Annotated in this window: 15 protein-coding genes; 3 read left to right on the forward strand and 12 right to left on the reverse strand. The window is 41.4% G+C overall.

Translation table 11 applies throughout. The annotated features are described in order from the left end of the window. Positions 1–328 precede the first annotated feature (328 nt). From bshC to D9X91_RS09495, 6 genes are all read right to left on the reverse strand, one after another. Positions 329–1,957: a bacillithiol biosynthesis cysteine-adding enzyme BshC gene (gene bshC / locus D9X91_RS09470; protein WP_121680364.1), complete on the reverse strand. Its 1,629-nt coding sequence runs from the start codon at positions 1,955–1,957 to the stop codon at positions 329–331. A gap of 110 nt (positions 1,958–2,067) precedes the next feature. Next, positions 2,068–2,466, reverse strand: coding sequence for a DUF3397 domain-containing protein (locus tag D9X91_RS09475; protein WP_121680365.1), 399 nt, complete (start codon positions 2,464–2,466; stop codon positions 2,068–2,070). A gap of 1 nt (position 2,467) precedes the next feature. Next, on the reverse strand, positions 2,468–3,367 hold the full coding sequence (locus D9X91_RS09480) for a 2-dehydropantoate 2-reductase (RefSeq protein ID WP_158598273.1): 900 nt from the start codon (positions 3,365–3,367) through the stop codon (positions 2,468–2,470). A 107-nt stretch (positions 3,368–3,474) separates the two neighbouring features. Continuing rightward, on the reverse strand, positions 3,475–5,016 hold the full coding sequence (locus tag D9X91_RS09485) for an acyl-CoA carboxylase subunit beta (protein ID WP_121680367.1): 1,542 nt from the start codon (positions 5,014–5,016) through the stop codon (positions 3,475–3,477). Positions 5,017–5,055: 39 nt separating this feature from the next. After that, the gene (locus D9X91_RS09490; RefSeq protein ID WP_121680368.1) at positions 5,056–5,268 is read right to left on the reverse strand and encodes an acetyl-CoA carboxylase biotin carboxyl carrier protein subunit; all 213 of its coding nucleotides are present in this window, start codon (positions 5,266–5,268) and stop codon (positions 5,056–5,058) included. Between the two features lie 17 nt (positions 5,269–5,285). Further along, positions 5,286–6,626: an acetyl-CoA carboxylase biotin carboxylase subunit gene (locus D9X91_RS09495; RefSeq protein ID WP_121680369.1), complete on the reverse strand. Its 1,341-nt coding sequence runs from the start codon at positions 6,624–6,626 to the stop codon at positions 5,286–5,288. A 286-nt stretch (positions 6,627–6,912) separates the two neighbouring features. Between D9X91_RS09495 and D9X91_RS09500 the strand changes: the two genes are divergently transcribed. Beyond that, positions 6,913–7,392: an N-acetyltransferase gene (locus D9X91_RS09500; RefSeq protein WP_121680461.1), complete on the forward strand. Its 480-nt coding sequence runs from the start codon at positions 6,913–6,915 to the stop codon at positions 7,390–7,392. A 51-nt stretch (positions 7,393–7,443) separates the two neighbouring features. Here the strand turns inward: D9X91_RS09500 and D9X91_RS09505 are convergent, their stop codons facing one another. The 4 genes from D9X91_RS09505 to D9X91_RS09520 form a co-directional block, all read right to left on the reverse strand. Beyond that, a complete protein-coding gene (locus D9X91_RS09505) occupies positions 7,444–8,055 on the reverse strand; it encodes an RsfA family transcriptional regulator (RefSeq protein ID WP_121680370.1) in 612 nt (203 codons plus the stop codon). Between the two features lie 82 nt (positions 8,056–8,137). Continuing rightward, on the reverse strand, positions 8,138–8,887 hold the full coding sequence (locus D9X91_RS09510; protein WP_121680371.1) for an enoyl-CoA hydratase/isomerase family protein: 750 nt from the start codon (positions 8,885–8,887) through the stop codon (positions 8,138–8,140). Between the two features lie 297 nt (positions 8,888–9,184). Continuing rightward, a complete protein-coding gene (rpmF, locus tag D9X91_RS09515) occupies positions 9,185–9,358 on the reverse strand; it encodes a 50S ribosomal protein L32 (protein WP_121680372.1) in 174 nt (57 codons plus the stop codon). Between the two features lie 68 nt (positions 9,359–9,426). Then, complete coding sequence (locus tag D9X91_RS09520; RefSeq protein WP_121680373.1) at positions 9,427–9,972, reverse strand: YceD family protein; 546 nt, start codon at positions 9,970–9,972, stop codon at positions 9,427–9,429. A gap of 422 nt (positions 9,973–10,394) precedes the next feature. Between D9X91_RS09520 and D9X91_RS09525 the strand changes: the two genes are divergently transcribed. Beyond that, a complete protein-coding gene (locus D9X91_RS09525; RefSeq protein ID WP_325050513.1) occupies positions 10,395–11,600 on the forward strand; it encodes a nucleotidyltransferase in 1,206 nt (401 codons plus the stop codon). 322 nt (positions 11,601–11,922) lie between these two features. On the opposite strand, the gene D9X91_RS09530 is transcribed toward D9X91_RS09525, so the two are convergent. Further along, positions 11,923–12,978, reverse strand: a complete 1,056-nt coding sequence (locus D9X91_RS09530) for a SepM family pheromone-processing serine protease (protein ID WP_121680375.1) — start codon at positions 12,976–12,978, stop codon at positions 11,923–11,925. After that, on the reverse strand, positions 12,971–13,765 hold the full coding sequence (locus D9X91_RS09535; protein ID WP_121680376.1) for a patatin-like phospholipase family protein: 795 nt from the start codon (positions 13,763–13,765) through the stop codon (positions 12,971–12,973). The genes D9X91_RS09530 and D9X91_RS09535 overlap by 8 nt, the downstream gene beginning before the upstream one ends. A 189-nt stretch (positions 13,766–13,954) precedes the next feature. On the opposite strand from D9X91_RS09535, the gene ylbJ reads away from it, so the two are divergent. Then, on the forward strand, positions 13,955–15,169 hold the full coding sequence (ylbJ, locus tag D9X91_RS09540; protein WP_121680377.1) for a sporulation integral membrane protein YlbJ: 1,215 nt from the start codon (positions 13,955–13,957) through the stop codon (positions 15,167–15,169). Positions 15,170–15,360 lie beyond the last annotated feature (191 nt).

Raw genomic sequence — 15,360 nt, forward strand, 5'->3', positions numbered from 1 at the left:
CTTCGTCAGCCACACATCGCATGAAGAAAAATGCCTGTCATTTTTCGAGGGCATGCCGAACTTAATCGAACATCCACCTAATTCCTCCTCGCTTCGCTGCGGGGTCTCCCCGACTCCGCTTTTCCCGCCGGAGTCTACGAATTACGCTCCAATCAACAGCTGGAAACAGCCTAAAATCAACTACAGGTTTTAACACAGCCTATTTTTTTGTCTTTTGTTAAGTTTGTACAAGGTTGATTTCAGCTGAAGGATGCTCATACACTCAACTCAAATATTTAATTCAAAACAAATAGGCGCCCCATTTGGGACGCCTTCAAAAATATGTCATTTATAATTTTACGACTTTATGAAGACCATCAAATTGATAATCAAGCTCCAACAATCGGTCAATCAATGTTGCACCATATTTATTGATATAATAAAAGACGTTCCAGATCCGCTCCTGAGGTGCACCGTTCGGTCTCAATGCCCGTTCAATTCGATCGTATTTGTCCAGCATCACATCATTTTTGCTTTGGATCGTTTGGTCCGTCTTTCTTTTCAAGAACGAAATCTGCTGTAAATGGAAGGATAGATTTTTCTTCGTCAATGCTTCTAACGTTGCATCGAGCTGCGAAGCCCTCTTTTCAATCATTTCATATTGATTGGTAAGCCAATTCTCAGCTTCCTGCATCAACTCTTCCATCCTTGCATCTTTTACACCGTCCCAAAATAGCTCTTTATCCTTAATTGTTCCGGCTTTCAATACTCTTTGAAGATCGAGGTGCAGCTCATTTATTTCGGATTCAATGGCACGATCCAACAGTGTTATATTCAGACGTGGAACAATCGGGGGCATTTTCGTGTTCACATGTTCAAATACTTTTTTCAGCTCTGCCCAATAAGCTATTTCCCCGGGCCCTGCTATAAATGCGAGGGTAGGAAACAAGAATTCTTGAATAAGTGGACGTGTGACGACATTGTTGCTGATTCTTTCTGGATTTTTTTGGATTAAATCCTGCAGCTCACTCTTAGTGAAGGTCACTTCGCTGTTTTTTCCAGAATAGAATTCTTTTTCAGGGTTGAATTCCAGAAGGATTCGTTCATTATTATCATCACAATAAAATAAATTAACAGCATATTCACCAATCTCTAAGGTTTTTGGGAAATCCATCTCTTCCATCATCTTTTGCTGGGCGATCACCTGATTGGTTATTTCGCTGGATTGGTGAAGCACGCGTAAATTATGATCCACTTCCATCCTTCGAAGCTGTGGATCAGCGGAGTCGATCAATAATAAGCCATAGGATTTAAATAATTCCACAATAATGTATGAAAAAAACTCCACAAATGTTTTTGATTTATTTATTGCGCCATCGATGAGCCCCAATATATCCTTTGTATACTTTGTTTCACCGAATGCTTCGAACACCTTCCTTACCCATTGTTCTAATTTTTCTTTTTCCACTTCGATATTTGTTACCATCGTTTTCTCAAGCTGATCTGAAGTTATGCTCATTTTTTTGAGTGATTTTTCCTTTTCAACAAAAACATGATTAACCTCAGGGAAGTCATGGTCTTCCCCGGCGATCCAAAAAACGGGGACCACCGGAGTTCCTAATTCAGCTTCCTGCTGCTTAGCAAGCTTTATGATGGAAATGGCTTTATGGATCGTATAGAGCGGTCCGGTGAGAATCCCGGCTTGTTGGCCTCCGATGACCACTGATGAATCGGGCTGTCTCAACTTTTCCAGAGATTCATTGATTTGTGGTGACCCCGGGAACTTCTTCATATAGGAACCAATACAATTTGAAAGTTCATTACGTCTGAATTCACGCTGCAAAAGGTCTTGCAACCTTTCGTTGTATACATTTTTGTTCAATTTATAATGAAAATAATCTACAACAGGTTCTTCCTGTTGCAAGTATTGTGATGCAAATCGATTTGCTGCTGGAATCGAAACATTTTCCAGTTCCATAAATTTATGTACTCCCTTTCTCGTCGCAATAATTTTTCTTCATTGAGTATAGCATTCTCGAACAAGAAAAGAAAAAATGTTGCTTGAAAACATAACTTGCCGATATTGTTTCATGATTGCAATGAAACCGCTTCAACCACCCTAAAAGTGATTCCATAGATGAGCAAGAGAACATAGGCCAAAAAAAAGACGATGAAGTTAAGGCGCCAATAGCCTCTTAGTACTTTTGAAATGACTACCTCCCCTTTCATCTTCCAGTAAATGAAAACGAAAACGACCCCCAAGGATAAGGCAAAAATAATCAACAGCCAGAGATAGGAATGCTCCCATATGGCAGAAATCATAAAATGAACAGAAATAAATAAGAGCAAAGTTGTCATATCAATGGCTGAGCGAACAGCCTGCTTATGATTTTTCGTTATTTGTTTAACGACGATAAAGACGATCAAATATCCCAAAAAAGGGATTGTGACAAAAGCAGCCGCCACATCTGATAAAAATGTTCCCATATTAGCTTTCCCCCTGATCCGCTTCCTTTCCTTTCACCATTGCATACATCACATTGCATATTGGCATGGAATGCTGTCTTTTTTTCCCCAATTCAATGGCATAGCCTAAAATTGCATCAATCTCCGTTTTTCTTCCTGCATCTATATCTTTCAGCATGGATGAGCGATTTTCCTTGGTATTTTCACAAATTTTCAAAATATCCGCTTTCATTTTTTCCTCATTCAACATCGGCACTAATGGAAGCAATTCTTCCAAAATACTCATCATTAAATGTAAGTAGTATGGATTTTCTATCAATCCTCCATTTTCTACTTTTAAAATCGATGTCAAAGGATTGATGACAGCATTTATGATCAATTTGCGAAAGAGAACCTCTTTCCAATCACCATGGATCAAAAAAGGAAACGTATCTTTAAAATCAGAAATCAGCCAGCGGATATGCTCGATGTCACCCCTGTATGGGGCTAGGAGTGTTTTGCCGAATCCATTATGCTTCACGGTTGCGTCCGTAATCTTCTGACAGCCATGTTCGACTGTCCCTACTATGATTGTTTTTTGGTTTAATCGATCGATCTGTTCTATGTGGGCAAGCCCATTTTGCAGGAAAATCAAAGGGATTTCAGGAGGAATGCTATTGAGAATAGGCAGCAGAGTAGATAGGTTATATTGTTTCACGGCAATGATGATTATATCCTGCGAGGAGAGAGCATCCGACATGACTGTGGCTGAAATATTGCATATCGTTGTGGATGTACCATCATGAATTAACGTGATGCCTTTTTCATTGATTTGAAATGCCTGATCTTTTCTTCGTGCCAAAAGCGTCAATGAATGTTTGGCAGAAAGATAGTGGCTGAATAATAAGCCGATCGAACCCCCGCCGATCACTCCAATTTTCATCATAATCCCTTCTTTTCTTCTTTGAATATGTATGGTTCCCATTTTATCAAAAAATAGCTAATTCTCCCATAATAAAATAAGGGCTGCCGGTTGGACAGCCCCATTCATTAAACTGGGTACACGGGATGTTTTCTTGTATTGAAATGAAGTTCCTTCGTTTCATATAGTTCGAATCTGGCAATCAAGGTCTCCCTTAAATCATTGGCTGCCGTGATTTCATCTACGATCAATTCTGATCCCAATTTATAAATATCGATATGCTCTTTATATTCTTTATGCTTTTCTTGAACATAAGCAATTTTTTCCTTAGGATCTTCAATCGCTTGTATTTTATTGGAATAAACAGCATTGACTGCCGCTTCCGGCCCCATTACAGCAATTTGGGCTGTTGGAAGTGCAATGCAGCAATCAGGTTCAAATGCCGGGCCGGCCATTGCGTATAAACCGGCGCCATAAGCCTTCCTGACGATCACGGAGATTTTTGGCACTGTAGCAGAGCTCATGGCAGCTATCAATTTTGCTCCGTGTCTGATGATTCCCGCTCTTTCGACCTTAGTTCCAATCATGAACCCAGGAACATCCGCAAGGAAAAGCAGCGGTATGTGGAAAGCATCGCAAAGCGCAATGAATTTGGCTGCTTTGTCGGCAGAATCCACAAAGAGCACTCCGCCTTTCACTTTAGGCTGATTGGCGATGATCCCTACAGCCTTTCCATCTATCCTTGCCAAACCAGTAATGATTTCCGCTGCAAACAATTTTTTGATTTCAAAAAAGCTGCCTTCATCAATCAATGAATCAATCGCATCATACATATTGAATGGAGCGTTTTGATTTTCAGGAATGATTTCTTCAAGCGGCTTACCGGCTTTTGGAGCAATACTTTCGCATACTTTTGGCTTGCCACTGAAGTTTTGAGGAAAATAACTAAGATATGTCCTTGCCCGATGAATGGCCTCTTCTTCATTCTGTGCAAGTACATCCCCGCATCCGCTGACCGAGCAATGCATGCGGGCTCCACCCATTTCTTCCAGTGTCACTTTTTCACCAATGACCTTCTCTGCCATCCTTGGAGAACCTAAATACATGGATGCATTTTTATCGACCATGATGACAATGTCGCAAAAAGCTGGAATATAGGCGCCGCCAGCTGCTGAAGGTCCGAACAATAAACAGATTTGCGGGACCATTCCGGACATTTTCACTTGATTATAAAATATTCTCCCTGCTCCTCTTCGGTTTGGAAACATCTCCAATTGATCGGTGATTCTTGCTCCTGCTGAATCAACTAAATATAACATGGGAACTTTCAGTTTTTCAGCTGTCTCCTGAATGCGGATGATTTTCTCAACCGTCCTTGCTCCCCAAGAACCTGCCTTTACAGTTGAATCATTGGCCATGACGCAAACCGTTTGTCCATTGACTTTTCCAGTTGCTGTAACCACTCCGTCCGCTGGCAGATCTCCTGCTTTGTAATTGGCAAATATCCCATCTTCCTGATATTGTCCATTGTCAAACAATAGTTGCAGGCGATCCCGTACAAACATTTTGTTTTGTTCTTTGAGTTTTTCATGGTATTTTGGGTGACCGCCGGCAGCAATCTGATCCCGCTTTTCCTTAAGAGACTGTTCTAATGTCTTTGAAACCGTCATGGAATCCCTCCTTATAGTTGAACCAGCTGACCAAACAGCTTATTCGAATGTAATCAATACGTCCCCTTCGTTGACAAAATCACCGATATTGACTTTCACTTCAGAAATTTTTCCAGCGCTTTCAGCTTCAACCGGGATTTCCATTTTCATTGATTCGAGCATGATGACTGCTTGTCCTTCCGATACTTCGTCACCACTGTTTGCCAACACATTTAATACTGTACCTGCCATTGAGGCTGTAATTTCTTTCATGGTTCATTCCTCCTGAATTATTTCTTGATGGATAGTAATTGGCTGATGAAATTCGTATTATAATCCCCCGTCTGGAAATCAGGATGACGCAGGATATCATTAAATAACGGTATGTTATTCTTAATTCCTTCAAGCCTTGTTTCTTTAAAAAACTCAATCGCTCTTTCGATGCACTCATTGCGGTTCTCTCCACTAACTATGCATTTTGCGATCATCGGATCATAGAATGGGGTCACCTGTGTTCCCTCTTCATAGCCAGCATCGATTCTGACCAAATGGTCTTCCCCCCATTTTAATGTAGTGATTTTCCCGGGTGATGGGTAGAATGTTTTCGGATCCTCTGCATACACTCGGAATTCCAGTGCATGGCCATTAGCCACGATTTCTTCCTGCATTAAAGGCAACTTTTCCCCGCCGGCAATTAAAATTTGCCATTTCACTAAATCAAGGCCCGTGATCGCTTCAGTGATAGGATGTTCTACTTGCAGGCGGGTGTTCATTTCCAGGAAGTAAAAGTTTTCATTTTCATCCACTATGAATTCGACCGTCCCTGCATTGACATACCCAACTGCATTTGCAGCATCGAGTGCAGCTTTATACATTCGTTCTCTTGTCTGTGCCGATAATTGTGGAGACCGAGCTTCCTCGATCACCTTTTGATTTCTTCGCTGAACCGAGCAATTCCGTTCAAATAGATGGACGGTATTTCCGTGAAGATCGCCGAAAATCTGAACTTCAATATGCCTGCCGTTCTCGATGCATTTTTCAAGAAAAACTTCTTCGCTGCCAAAATAAGCCTTGGCACGATTTTTTGTGGAGGAAAAATGCTGAATGAGCGCTTGCTCATCGTCACAGCGAACCATACCGATTCCTCCGCCTCCACCGCTCGCCTTCAACATGACCGGATAGCCGATATCTTTTGCGGAAATTTTTGCTTCATCAATTTCTTTTACTCCAGAGGTTCCTGGAACAACCGGGACACCAGCTTCCTTCATGACCATCCTTGAAGTAATTTTGTCGCCCATCTTTTCGATGACCTCAGGATTTGGACCGATGAACTGCAGGTTATTATCGATGATTTTTTTTGCAAACATAGCATTTTCAGATAAAAGTCCATATCCAGGGTGAATGGCATCCGCCTTCACCTTTTTGGCAATCTCGACGATGGCGTCCATATTCAAGTAGGATTTATTTACTGGAGCCTCACCGATTCTGAAGGACTCATCAGCTTGTTTAACAAAAGGCATACTTGCATCGGCATCAGAGTACACCGCTGCTGTCTTAATTCCCATTTGTCTGCAAGTCTTAATGATTCTAGAAGCAATCTCTCCTCTATTCGCAATTAGTATTTTGCGCACGTCATGACCCCTTTCCTGCCCATATAAAGATAATTTCAGAAAAAAACTCCGTTCCTTGTTCATCTATTCTACAAAAATCGCGAAATTCCTTCTTATTTTGAAAACGCTTCCTTAATTTATCTGCAGAATTTTTTGTCTTTTTGTTATATAATGATAATAAATAAACAATCAGCTGCACTTTCTTTTTAGATTTTTTTTACTGATAGAATTGAAAGTGCTTTCTATATGGGGTTAATCCAATCCAAAATTATAGAAGAAAAATAATATGGTGAAGGGGAGAAGCATTTTGGCAGTAAAAGTGGAACGCTTGAATGTAAATTATAAAACTCTTGAAGAATTTAAGAAATTCAAAGAATATGGCATACAGGAATTGTCGATGCTTGAAGATCTGCAGGCAAACATCATTGAAAACGACAGTGTTTCGCCTTTCTACGGAATTTACTTCGGGGATAAATTGGTGGCCAGGATGAGTTTATATCAACGGGACAGCAGGTATGATCTTTATTTCAACCCGCCTCAAAATTATCTCGAACTTTGGAAGCTGGAAATTTTGCCAAATTATCAACTGAAAGGCTACGGCAAGGCCCTTGTCGATTTCGCAAAAGGGTTCGGCCTGCCAATCAAAACAAACTCAAGGATCAAATCACAAGGATTCTGGGAAAAACAAGGCTTCCAAGCAGTAACCTATGATGTTGAAAGGGACCTTGGCGAAAATCCACTTGTATGGTATCCAGAAGGGGTATCTGAACAAAAGCCTAGCGAATGATGCATAAACGAGGCCGTCCGTTTATATCGGAGCGGCCTTTTATTTTCGATGTCATTTATTGACCCGTTGAAGATTTCCGTTCTTATCCATTTTAAACTTGACCGATTTTTGTTTTTCACTTTCTTCCAGCACCATCATTTTCCTCGCCTTTTCCATGATCCCTAAAAGTGAACGATAGTCCTCTTCCAGTTCATGATATTTCTCCAATTGACTTTTATAGTTAAGGTCCAGTTCATTCAATTGTGCTTTTAGGTTGGAAATTTCACAAATCAATTCGTCATTTTCCTGCTTGAATTTATGAACATCCTCCCTGTCTGCTTCCAGCTGTTCAACATAAGTAAAAAAGTCTTTAAGGTTAAGTTCCGTTTTCTCTTGGATAACGATATCCTTTGCGGATTGTGGTGATGGACTTTCCGTCGTACTGCTTTTCTTTCGCTTCGATTCTTTTCGATACTTCTTTGCTAGTTCGATTCCGGACCGGTATTGTTTCCTTACATATGAATTCCAACGAAATCCACAGGCAGCAGGCGTCCTGGACAATCTTTTCCCAACTTCCTCAAAGGCATGAAGCTGTGTACTCCCTTCCCGGATATGCTTTAGGATCACTTCAGCCAACAGCAAATCCTCATCCTGGGACCAAGCATCCTGGCGAGTTGAAGTCATATCGATTCCCCCCTTGCAATGTATTTACTCATTCATATGCAGATGATAGAAAAGATAGACTATCCGCTCTTTTTATAGTGCTTTATTTGTTCAAAAATCTATCTACAGCTTTATGGTGTTCCTCGGAAGCCCACAGTTTGGCGCACCTTTTGATTTCCTCGTTCATCCTTCCCTTCAAGTCTGAAGAATGCCATTTGCTGACCAATGCCTGCTTGTAAGCAGAAAGTACATCTGGCTGCTTATCTGTTATAAAGTCGAGTAAAACTTCCAAATCTAGTTTTTCGGCAACTTCTTGGATAAAGCCAATTCTCTTCAAGCTCTCCGCAGGATAGGTCCTGGCCTCTGTCAAAATCTTGAGTGCATCTGAGGGAAGTATTTTTTCAAACAATATTGACGCCCCTCCCCAGCCGGTCGTAATTCCCAAGTTTCCTTGAACAAAACCAGCCTTGATTCCTTTTTTGGCTATGCGGAAATCGCATGCTGCGGCCAATTCGCAGCCTCCCCCGATCGCCGTTCCATTCAACATGGCAATCGTAGGTTTTTGAAGGGTAGTTAACCGAAATAATATCGCTCCCATCTTTGAAAGCATCCCATAGGCTTCCTGCTCTGATTTCAGGTGTTGAAACTCAGCCAAATCGCCGCCCGAACAGAAAGCTTGTTCCCCCTCCCCGGTAATAACCAAGGCTTTTCCGGCATCGTCTTTTAGCACTGTATCCATAGCCATGGAAAGCCCCTCCATTACTTCATAATTGATCGCATTTCTCTTTGCCCTTCTTGTAATCATAAATTGAACGATTCCACCATGTTTTATATCAATTTCGTAGGAACTCATTACAGCCCAGCCTTCCTGAAAAATTTTAAAATTGATGAATGTGTTTTTAATAGGTTCTTTTTAAATGGCTGTTTTCTCAACGATCACTGTTTTTAAAGTTTTTTAAAATAATTCATACTTTTGATGATGATTGAAGCGGCAGGATGCTCACTTTCCCAAGGACCTCACACGAAGGGAGATCGCGGCATTGACTTTAGTGCAGATGAAAAAGGTTAAAAAAAATGCGAAGAGCCATCGTTTTTCGGAAACCGAAAATACTTGGACCCTTCGCATTTTTTGAAAATGATTGATAAGCAATTATTTGCTTACAACTTCTTTTCCTTTGTAAGTTCCGCACTCTTTACAAACACGGTGAGCAAGTTTCATTTCACCGCAGTTTGGGCATTCTACCATACCAGGTACTTGTAATTTAAAGTGTGTACGGCGTTGTCTTTTTGCAGTTTTAGAAGTTCTTCTAAAAGGTACAGCCATTATTCCCACCTCCTTAAAGAGAGTAAATGTTGTTATGAAGGCCAGAACGAACTGGTTCTTCCCATCATTTAAGAATCTTTGTTTTCCTTAAAAAAATCAGATAAGCCAGCAAGACGCGGATCTACTTTCTTCTCATCCTCGACTTCTTCTTGGAAAGCCTGTTCTTCTGTCAGCACTTCCCAATCGTTTCCGGACGGAAGGTTTTGATCATCTCTTGCCTCTTCACTGAATACTTGCATCGGTACTTCAAGCAAGATAATCTCTTGGATGATAGGGTTTAAGTCAATCATTTCCCCTTCAATTGGATGCAATTCTTCGTCGCCTTGCCTTTCATAGTCCGAAGGCTTCAGCAGAAATGTTTCAGTCGTTTGGATATCGATCGGATAATCTACATCCACAAGGGTTCTTGAACATGGCAGCACAATTGTACCGTCAATACTCAAATGGAACGTCACTTTTTCGGAACTGATGTCCGCCCTTCCCTTTATATGGATTGGACTTGCATCTCGAATCTGCGGATCCATCTTCTGTAATTGTTCAGCCATATGAACATTTTCGTCAATATGAAGACCCTTGTCTCTGAATTTTTGCAATTGAATCGTTGACCATTTCATAAGGAATCACCTCTAGGCAACAAAGGTTATTATAGCTTTTACTACTACCTTTTGTCAATATTTTTTCTTTACAGTTTAGGATAGCAAATGAATTCGTGATTGTAAAAGAATTTCGTCTATATTTCAGCACCATTTTTCATTTCTAGCAACACCACAAAACTTAGGATAAACTGATACAAGAATTGCATCAACAATCAAATTGCTATAACGCTAGTATTTCATTTACACTTATCATACATACATTATCCAAAATGCTTAGAGAAATCATCCTCTCGGAAAGGCTTGTTGCTATTCATCAGAGGCTGGACAAGTTTTTTTCCGGAAGGATGCCCGCTAGAATCAACTGCCTTATTATTGATTCCCTTTCAAAAAACTCGTAATAGAAAATCCAAGGAAAAAAGGAGAGTTGTTCAGTGAAAAGTATGGGGGTAATTGTTGAATACAATCCATTTCATAATGGGCATCTGCATCATTTAGAGATATCCAAAATGAAGACAAATGCAGATGCAGCAATTGCTGTGATGAGCGGAAACTTCCTGCAAAGGGGAGAGCCTGCGCTTGTATCAAAGTGGTCGAGAGCCAAGATGGCTTTAAGATCTGGGGTTGATATTGTCATAGAGCTTCCCTATGCATTTGCAACTCAAAAAGCCGAAACCTTTGCTTTCGGTTCAATCTGCCTTTTAGACGCCATGCATTGTCAATCATACTGTTTTGGAAGTGAATCCGGCGATATCGGTGCCTTTACCCATACAATCGAAAAGCTGGAAAGATCGGAAGACCGAATGAATAGTCTAATTAAAGAAAATATAAAGGAAGGCATGAGCTATCCCTCATCTGTATCAAAGGCAATCGCTTCTCTTGGATTGACCGGCGAAGGCCACGTTGACCTGACCACCCCCAATAACATCCTGGGATATCACTATATGAAAGCAGCTCGGGAGATTGGCACAGCGATGAAGGCATTTACCATTCAAAGAAAAAATGCAGACTATCACGATGAGGATTTTTCTTCCGCTACCATAGCAAGTGCCACCAGCATCCGGAAAGCCCTATTTTCTGAGGGCTTTCAACAGGATGTGATCAGACAATATGTTCCAGAATCGACTATAGAGGAACTGATTTCCTACCACAAAGAATTCACTATCTTTCACCAATGGGAAAGATATTGGCCACTTCTCCAGTATCGATTGATATCTGCATCCCTCGATGAACTGGCCAATATATACGAAATCGAAGAAGGAATTGAACACCGATTGAAGGAAGCAGCACAACTAGCATCCTCCTTTCAAGAGTTCATGACCAAGGTGAAGACGAAGAGATATACCTGGACCAGGATTCAACGGATGGTGCTTCATGTCCTTACGAATACGACAAAGGAACAAATGATTTCCCATTGTCACAAGCCTTCCTATATCCGACTTCTGGGGATGAATGAAAAAGGCAGGAAATATCTTGGCATGGTAAAAAAAGAGCTTTCTCTGCCAATGATTTCAAAACTGTCTTCTGCAAAACAAGAAGATATACATCTAGATATAAGAGCATCAAATGTGTACGCTCAAGGACTGCCGGAGCCATATAAAGCGAAATTGATGAAAATGGAGTACTCACAGCCTCCCATTCAACTCTAATCACTCAAAAAAAAGGTTGGGGCATAAATAACTAAATCATTTTAATCAGGCGAACAATATTTCATAAATCTTATATTTAGGACCTGTTATTACACCGCTGATGATTCCCAGGCATGGCTCCGCATTCCGCGGGGCGGGCTTGTGGCCTCCGGAGGCTTCGTCTTGCACTCCATTCAACAGTTAGAATAAGCTGAAAACAACAAACATGCTTTAACAAAACCTATAAAAAATCCCGAACAAATTCGAATTCTAATAAAAGAATTTGAATATTGTTCGGGTTTTTCTTCAACTAAAATCCTTTTTTTCAGCCTCTTTTAGTGATTTATTTGGATGGGAGCTTCTTCAAATAATTGACCGCATCATCAAATGACTTGACGGGCACAATCTTCATCTTTGTTCCGATTTCCTTCGCTGCTTCCAATGCTTCCTGATAATTGGATTTAAGCTCCGGATGCTCCTTTTTCACGTCGGCTGGGAGTTCATCATCCGGTGCAAAAAAGATTTCAGCCCCTTTTTGGTCAGCTGCAATAACCTTTAGCTGGATGCCTCCGATTCTTCCGACATTTCCTTCCGGAGAAATGGTTCCGGTACCCGCTATCTGATAGCCTTTTGTTAAATCCGCCTTGGTCAACTGATTGTAGATTTCAAGGCTGAACATCAATCCTGCAGAAGGGCCACCGATATTTTCAGTCTTAAGTTTAACGTCAGGGACTGAAATCAATTCACGATCATCGACGAGGCCGATCCCCATTCCTACCTTGCCGCTGACATTTTCTCCACCTTTGAATTGAGCCAGCTTGATGGGAGCAGTATGTTGCTTTTGATTATGAATATATGTAACGGCTATTGAATCGCCTGCTTTTTTTTGTTTTACATAGTCAATGAATTGAGAAGAAGACTCAAATGCTTTTCCATCAACTTTCGTAATGCGATCACCGGCATGCAAAACCTTTGCTGCAGGCATATCTGGATAAACATCCAATACATAGACGCCCCTGTAGTCAAAATGATAAGGCTTATTTGCTTTTTTGTAGGCTATCTGGACTGCGTTATGCTTGGAGTTCTCCATATAATATAGCTGACGGACATTGAATTCCTGTTCTGTCTCTTCCTTTCCCCTTACATCATCGATGGGGATGATCTCTTCAAAATCCTTAACTTTCGCAATGAGATACGAGTATATATTTGCCTGTCCCATCCTCACTGTCGTAAGCATCAACGATCCTTTTTCCCCATATCCATTATCTACATGGACAATCGGTTCCAGCTCGTGTGCCATCCCTGGTTTCGTTACATAATAAGGCAAATGTATAAATGATGCCACTGCAAATACCAAGGCCAAAAAAACGGCAATTCTAAAGCTGATCTTCTTAGACATCTTTGTTGGACTCCTTCCATTCCTCAATCGCAGCTATGATGGCCGGCAGCATTTTAAGTGCTGTTTCTTCGCCGATCTTGATGATTTCTTCTATATTGGTGAATGCCCTTGTACTAAATTTTTCCACGGGAGGACGAATCATGATATCGGACTCGACCTCACGGTTGGCCACGAGTTCCATTTGCATAATATCGATGCTTTGCATGATGACATCATAGATCGTGGATATTTCTGCATTAGGTTTAACATTTGACACATCCACCGCAATGATGATGTCAGCCCCCATTTCTTTTACGACCGAAACGGGAACACGATCGACAACCCCTCCATCTACAAGCAGCTTCCCATCAATTTTTTCAGGGACAAAAATCCCGGGTATGGATATACTCGCCCTAACTGCATCGGCGATCAATCCTTTCTTGAAAACAACTTTCTCGCCATTCGTCAAATCTGTTGCGACTACAGCTGTCGGGATGCGTAAATCTTCAATATTCTTGCCATGTGTAAATAATCTAATGAATTCTTTAATCCTATTTCCTGCGATAAAGCCCATTTTGGGGACAGTGAAGTCGAGATAAAACTTCCGTTTAAATGCAGTCGATAGTTTGTAGAGCTGCTCCATATCGTGGCCGATCCCATAAAAACAGGCTACCAGCGCACCCATACTGCTCCCGGCGATTAAATCTATTCCGATATTATGTTCCTGGAAAGCCTTCATGACCCCCAAATGGGCGAAACCTCTAGCTCCCCCAGAACCAAGAGCCAAACCAATCTTCGGCTTTTTCAAAGCCGTTCCCCCTTTTCAAATGCAGTCGAATTAAGCTCGTACAGTATCTCACCATTCATCATATGGTCTAATTTTCAAGTCTATGAGTATATTGAAATATAAGGACAAGGTCATTTCATTCTCCCTTTCATTGTATCATTGATGTCCTGATGTTTCACTTAATTGCATGCGGCAAGAGGAGGAAAAAGTTTGGTGCTTTCAAAAATCAAAACGCTTATCCTGGCAGCTGCCATAACAATCATGGCAATTTCGATGATTGTATATCCGGAGGAATCCTTCGAGGCTTCCATCCGCGGTCTGAATATGTGGTGGGAAATCGTTTTTCCATCTTTATTGCCGTTCTTTATCATATCAGAAATGCTTATAGGATTCGGGGTGGTGAAGTTCATTGGGGTACTGCTCGAACCATTCATGCGCCCATTGTTCAAAGTTCCAGGCGTCGGTGGCTTCGTATGGGCGATGGGTATGGCAACAGGCTTCCCCTCAGGAGCGAACCTGACAGCGCGGCTTCGCAAAGAGGGCCAGCTAACAAGGATAGAAGCGGAACGCCTTGTCTGTTTTACAAATTCATCGAATCCACTATTCATTTTTGGGGCTGTCTCAGTTGGATTTTTCTACAATCCGAACCTTGGGGTCATCCTAGCCCTTTCCCACTACCTGGGGAATTTTACAGTAGGATTGTTCATGCGGTTTTATGGAAGAGAGCAAACAGGATCAAAGCCGGAAAGAAAGAAAAAACCCTCCATCCGGGCAGCATTTTCATCACTCCATCAAACGAGGATCAAAGAAGAACGGCCAATCGGGAAAATTCTTGGGGATGCTGTCGTATCCTCGATACAGACTCTGTTGATGATCGGTGGTTTCATCATCCTGTTTTCAGTCATTAACAAACTACTATTCTTTTTACATATCACTTCTTTCATCAGCATTTTCATTAACGGATTTTTTCATATGATCGATTTTCCAGAAGCCTTGGGCATTCCCTTTATTTCCGGCTTGTTCGAAATCACCTTAGGAAGCAAAATGACCAGTCAAGCAGAAGCAGCAAACCTTATGCAGCAAGCCATGACCGTCAGCTTCATTCTTGGATTCAGCGGCTTCAGCGTTCAGGCCCAGGTAGCCAGTATTTTGGCCAATACTGATATTCGGTTTAAGCCATTTTTTGCAGCCAGAATCCTTCATGGATTTTCCGCTGCCTGTTTGACCTTTTTAATGTGGAAACCACTTTTCGAAAGGTTTTACAGCACCGGCATCCCCTCGTATTCCACGCCTGTATTCCTTCATTCAGAAAGCAGGTTATGGAAGGATGCCCTTGAATTCTTCATACATTTTGGCCCGATGATTACCATTGGAGCGCTGGTCCTGTATATAATCCTATATACTAGAAAGATTTTTATCCATTAAAAAACCGGCGGGATGCAGACTCTCATTCCATCGAAGCGGGAGACCCCTTCAGGCGAAGCGAGGGGGAATGAGAGTTCGGCAATCCATGTGCCAACATCGAACGACCTCACTTCGTGTGAGGCCCCTCGGAAAGCGAGCATCCTGCAGCGGAAATCAACCTTGATCAACCTTTAATGAATAGCAAAAAACTT

The organism is Falsibacillus albus, assembly GCF_003668575.1.
GTDB classification, from domain to species: domain Bacteria; phylum Bacillota; class Bacilli; order Bacillales; family DSM-25281; genus Falsibacillus; species Falsibacillus albus.

Coding starts and splice junctions, on each gene's coding strand:
- bshC (WP_121680364.1), bottom strand. CDS start 1,957: ATGGAACTGGAAAATGTTTCGATTCCAGCAGCAAATCGATTTGCATCA.
- D9X91_RS09475 (WP_121680365.1), bottom strand. CDS start 2,466: ATGGGAACATTTTTATCAGATGTGGCGGCTGCTTTTGTCACAATCCCT.
- D9X91_RS09480 (WP_158598273.1), bottom strand. CDS start 3,367: ATGAAAATTGGAGTGATCGGCGGGGGTTCGATCGGCTTATTATTCAGC.
- D9X91_RS09485 (WP_121680367.1), bottom strand. CDS start 5,016: ATGACGGTTTCAAAGACATTAGAACAGTCTCTTAAGGAAAAGCGGGAT.
- D9X91_RS09490 (WP_121680368.1), bottom strand. CDS start 5,268: ATGAAAGAAATTACAGCCTCAATGGCAGGTACAGTATTAAATGTGTTG.
- D9X91_RS09505 (WP_121680370.1), bottom strand. CDS start 8,055: ATGACTTCAACTCGCCAGGATGCTTGGTCCCAGGATGAGGATTTGCTG.
- D9X91_RS09510 (WP_121680371.1), bottom strand. CDS start 8,887: ATGAGTTCCTACGAAATTGATATAAAACATGGTGGAATCGTTCAATTT.
- rpmF (WP_121680372.1), bottom strand. CDS start 9,358: ATGGCTGTACCTTTTAGAAGAACTTCTAAAACTGCAAAAAGACAACGC.
- D9X91_RS09520 (WP_121680373.1), bottom strand. CDS start 9,972: ATGAAATGGTCAACGATTCAATTGCAAAAATTCAGAGACAAGGGTCTT.
- D9X91_RS09525 (WP_325050513.1), top strand. CDS start 10,395: ATGGGGGTAATTGTTGAATACAATCCATTTCATAATGGGCATCTGCAT.
- D9X91_RS09530 (WP_121680375.1), bottom strand. CDS start 12,978: ATGTCTAAGAAGATCAGCTTTAGAATTGCCGTTTTTTTGGCCTTGGTA.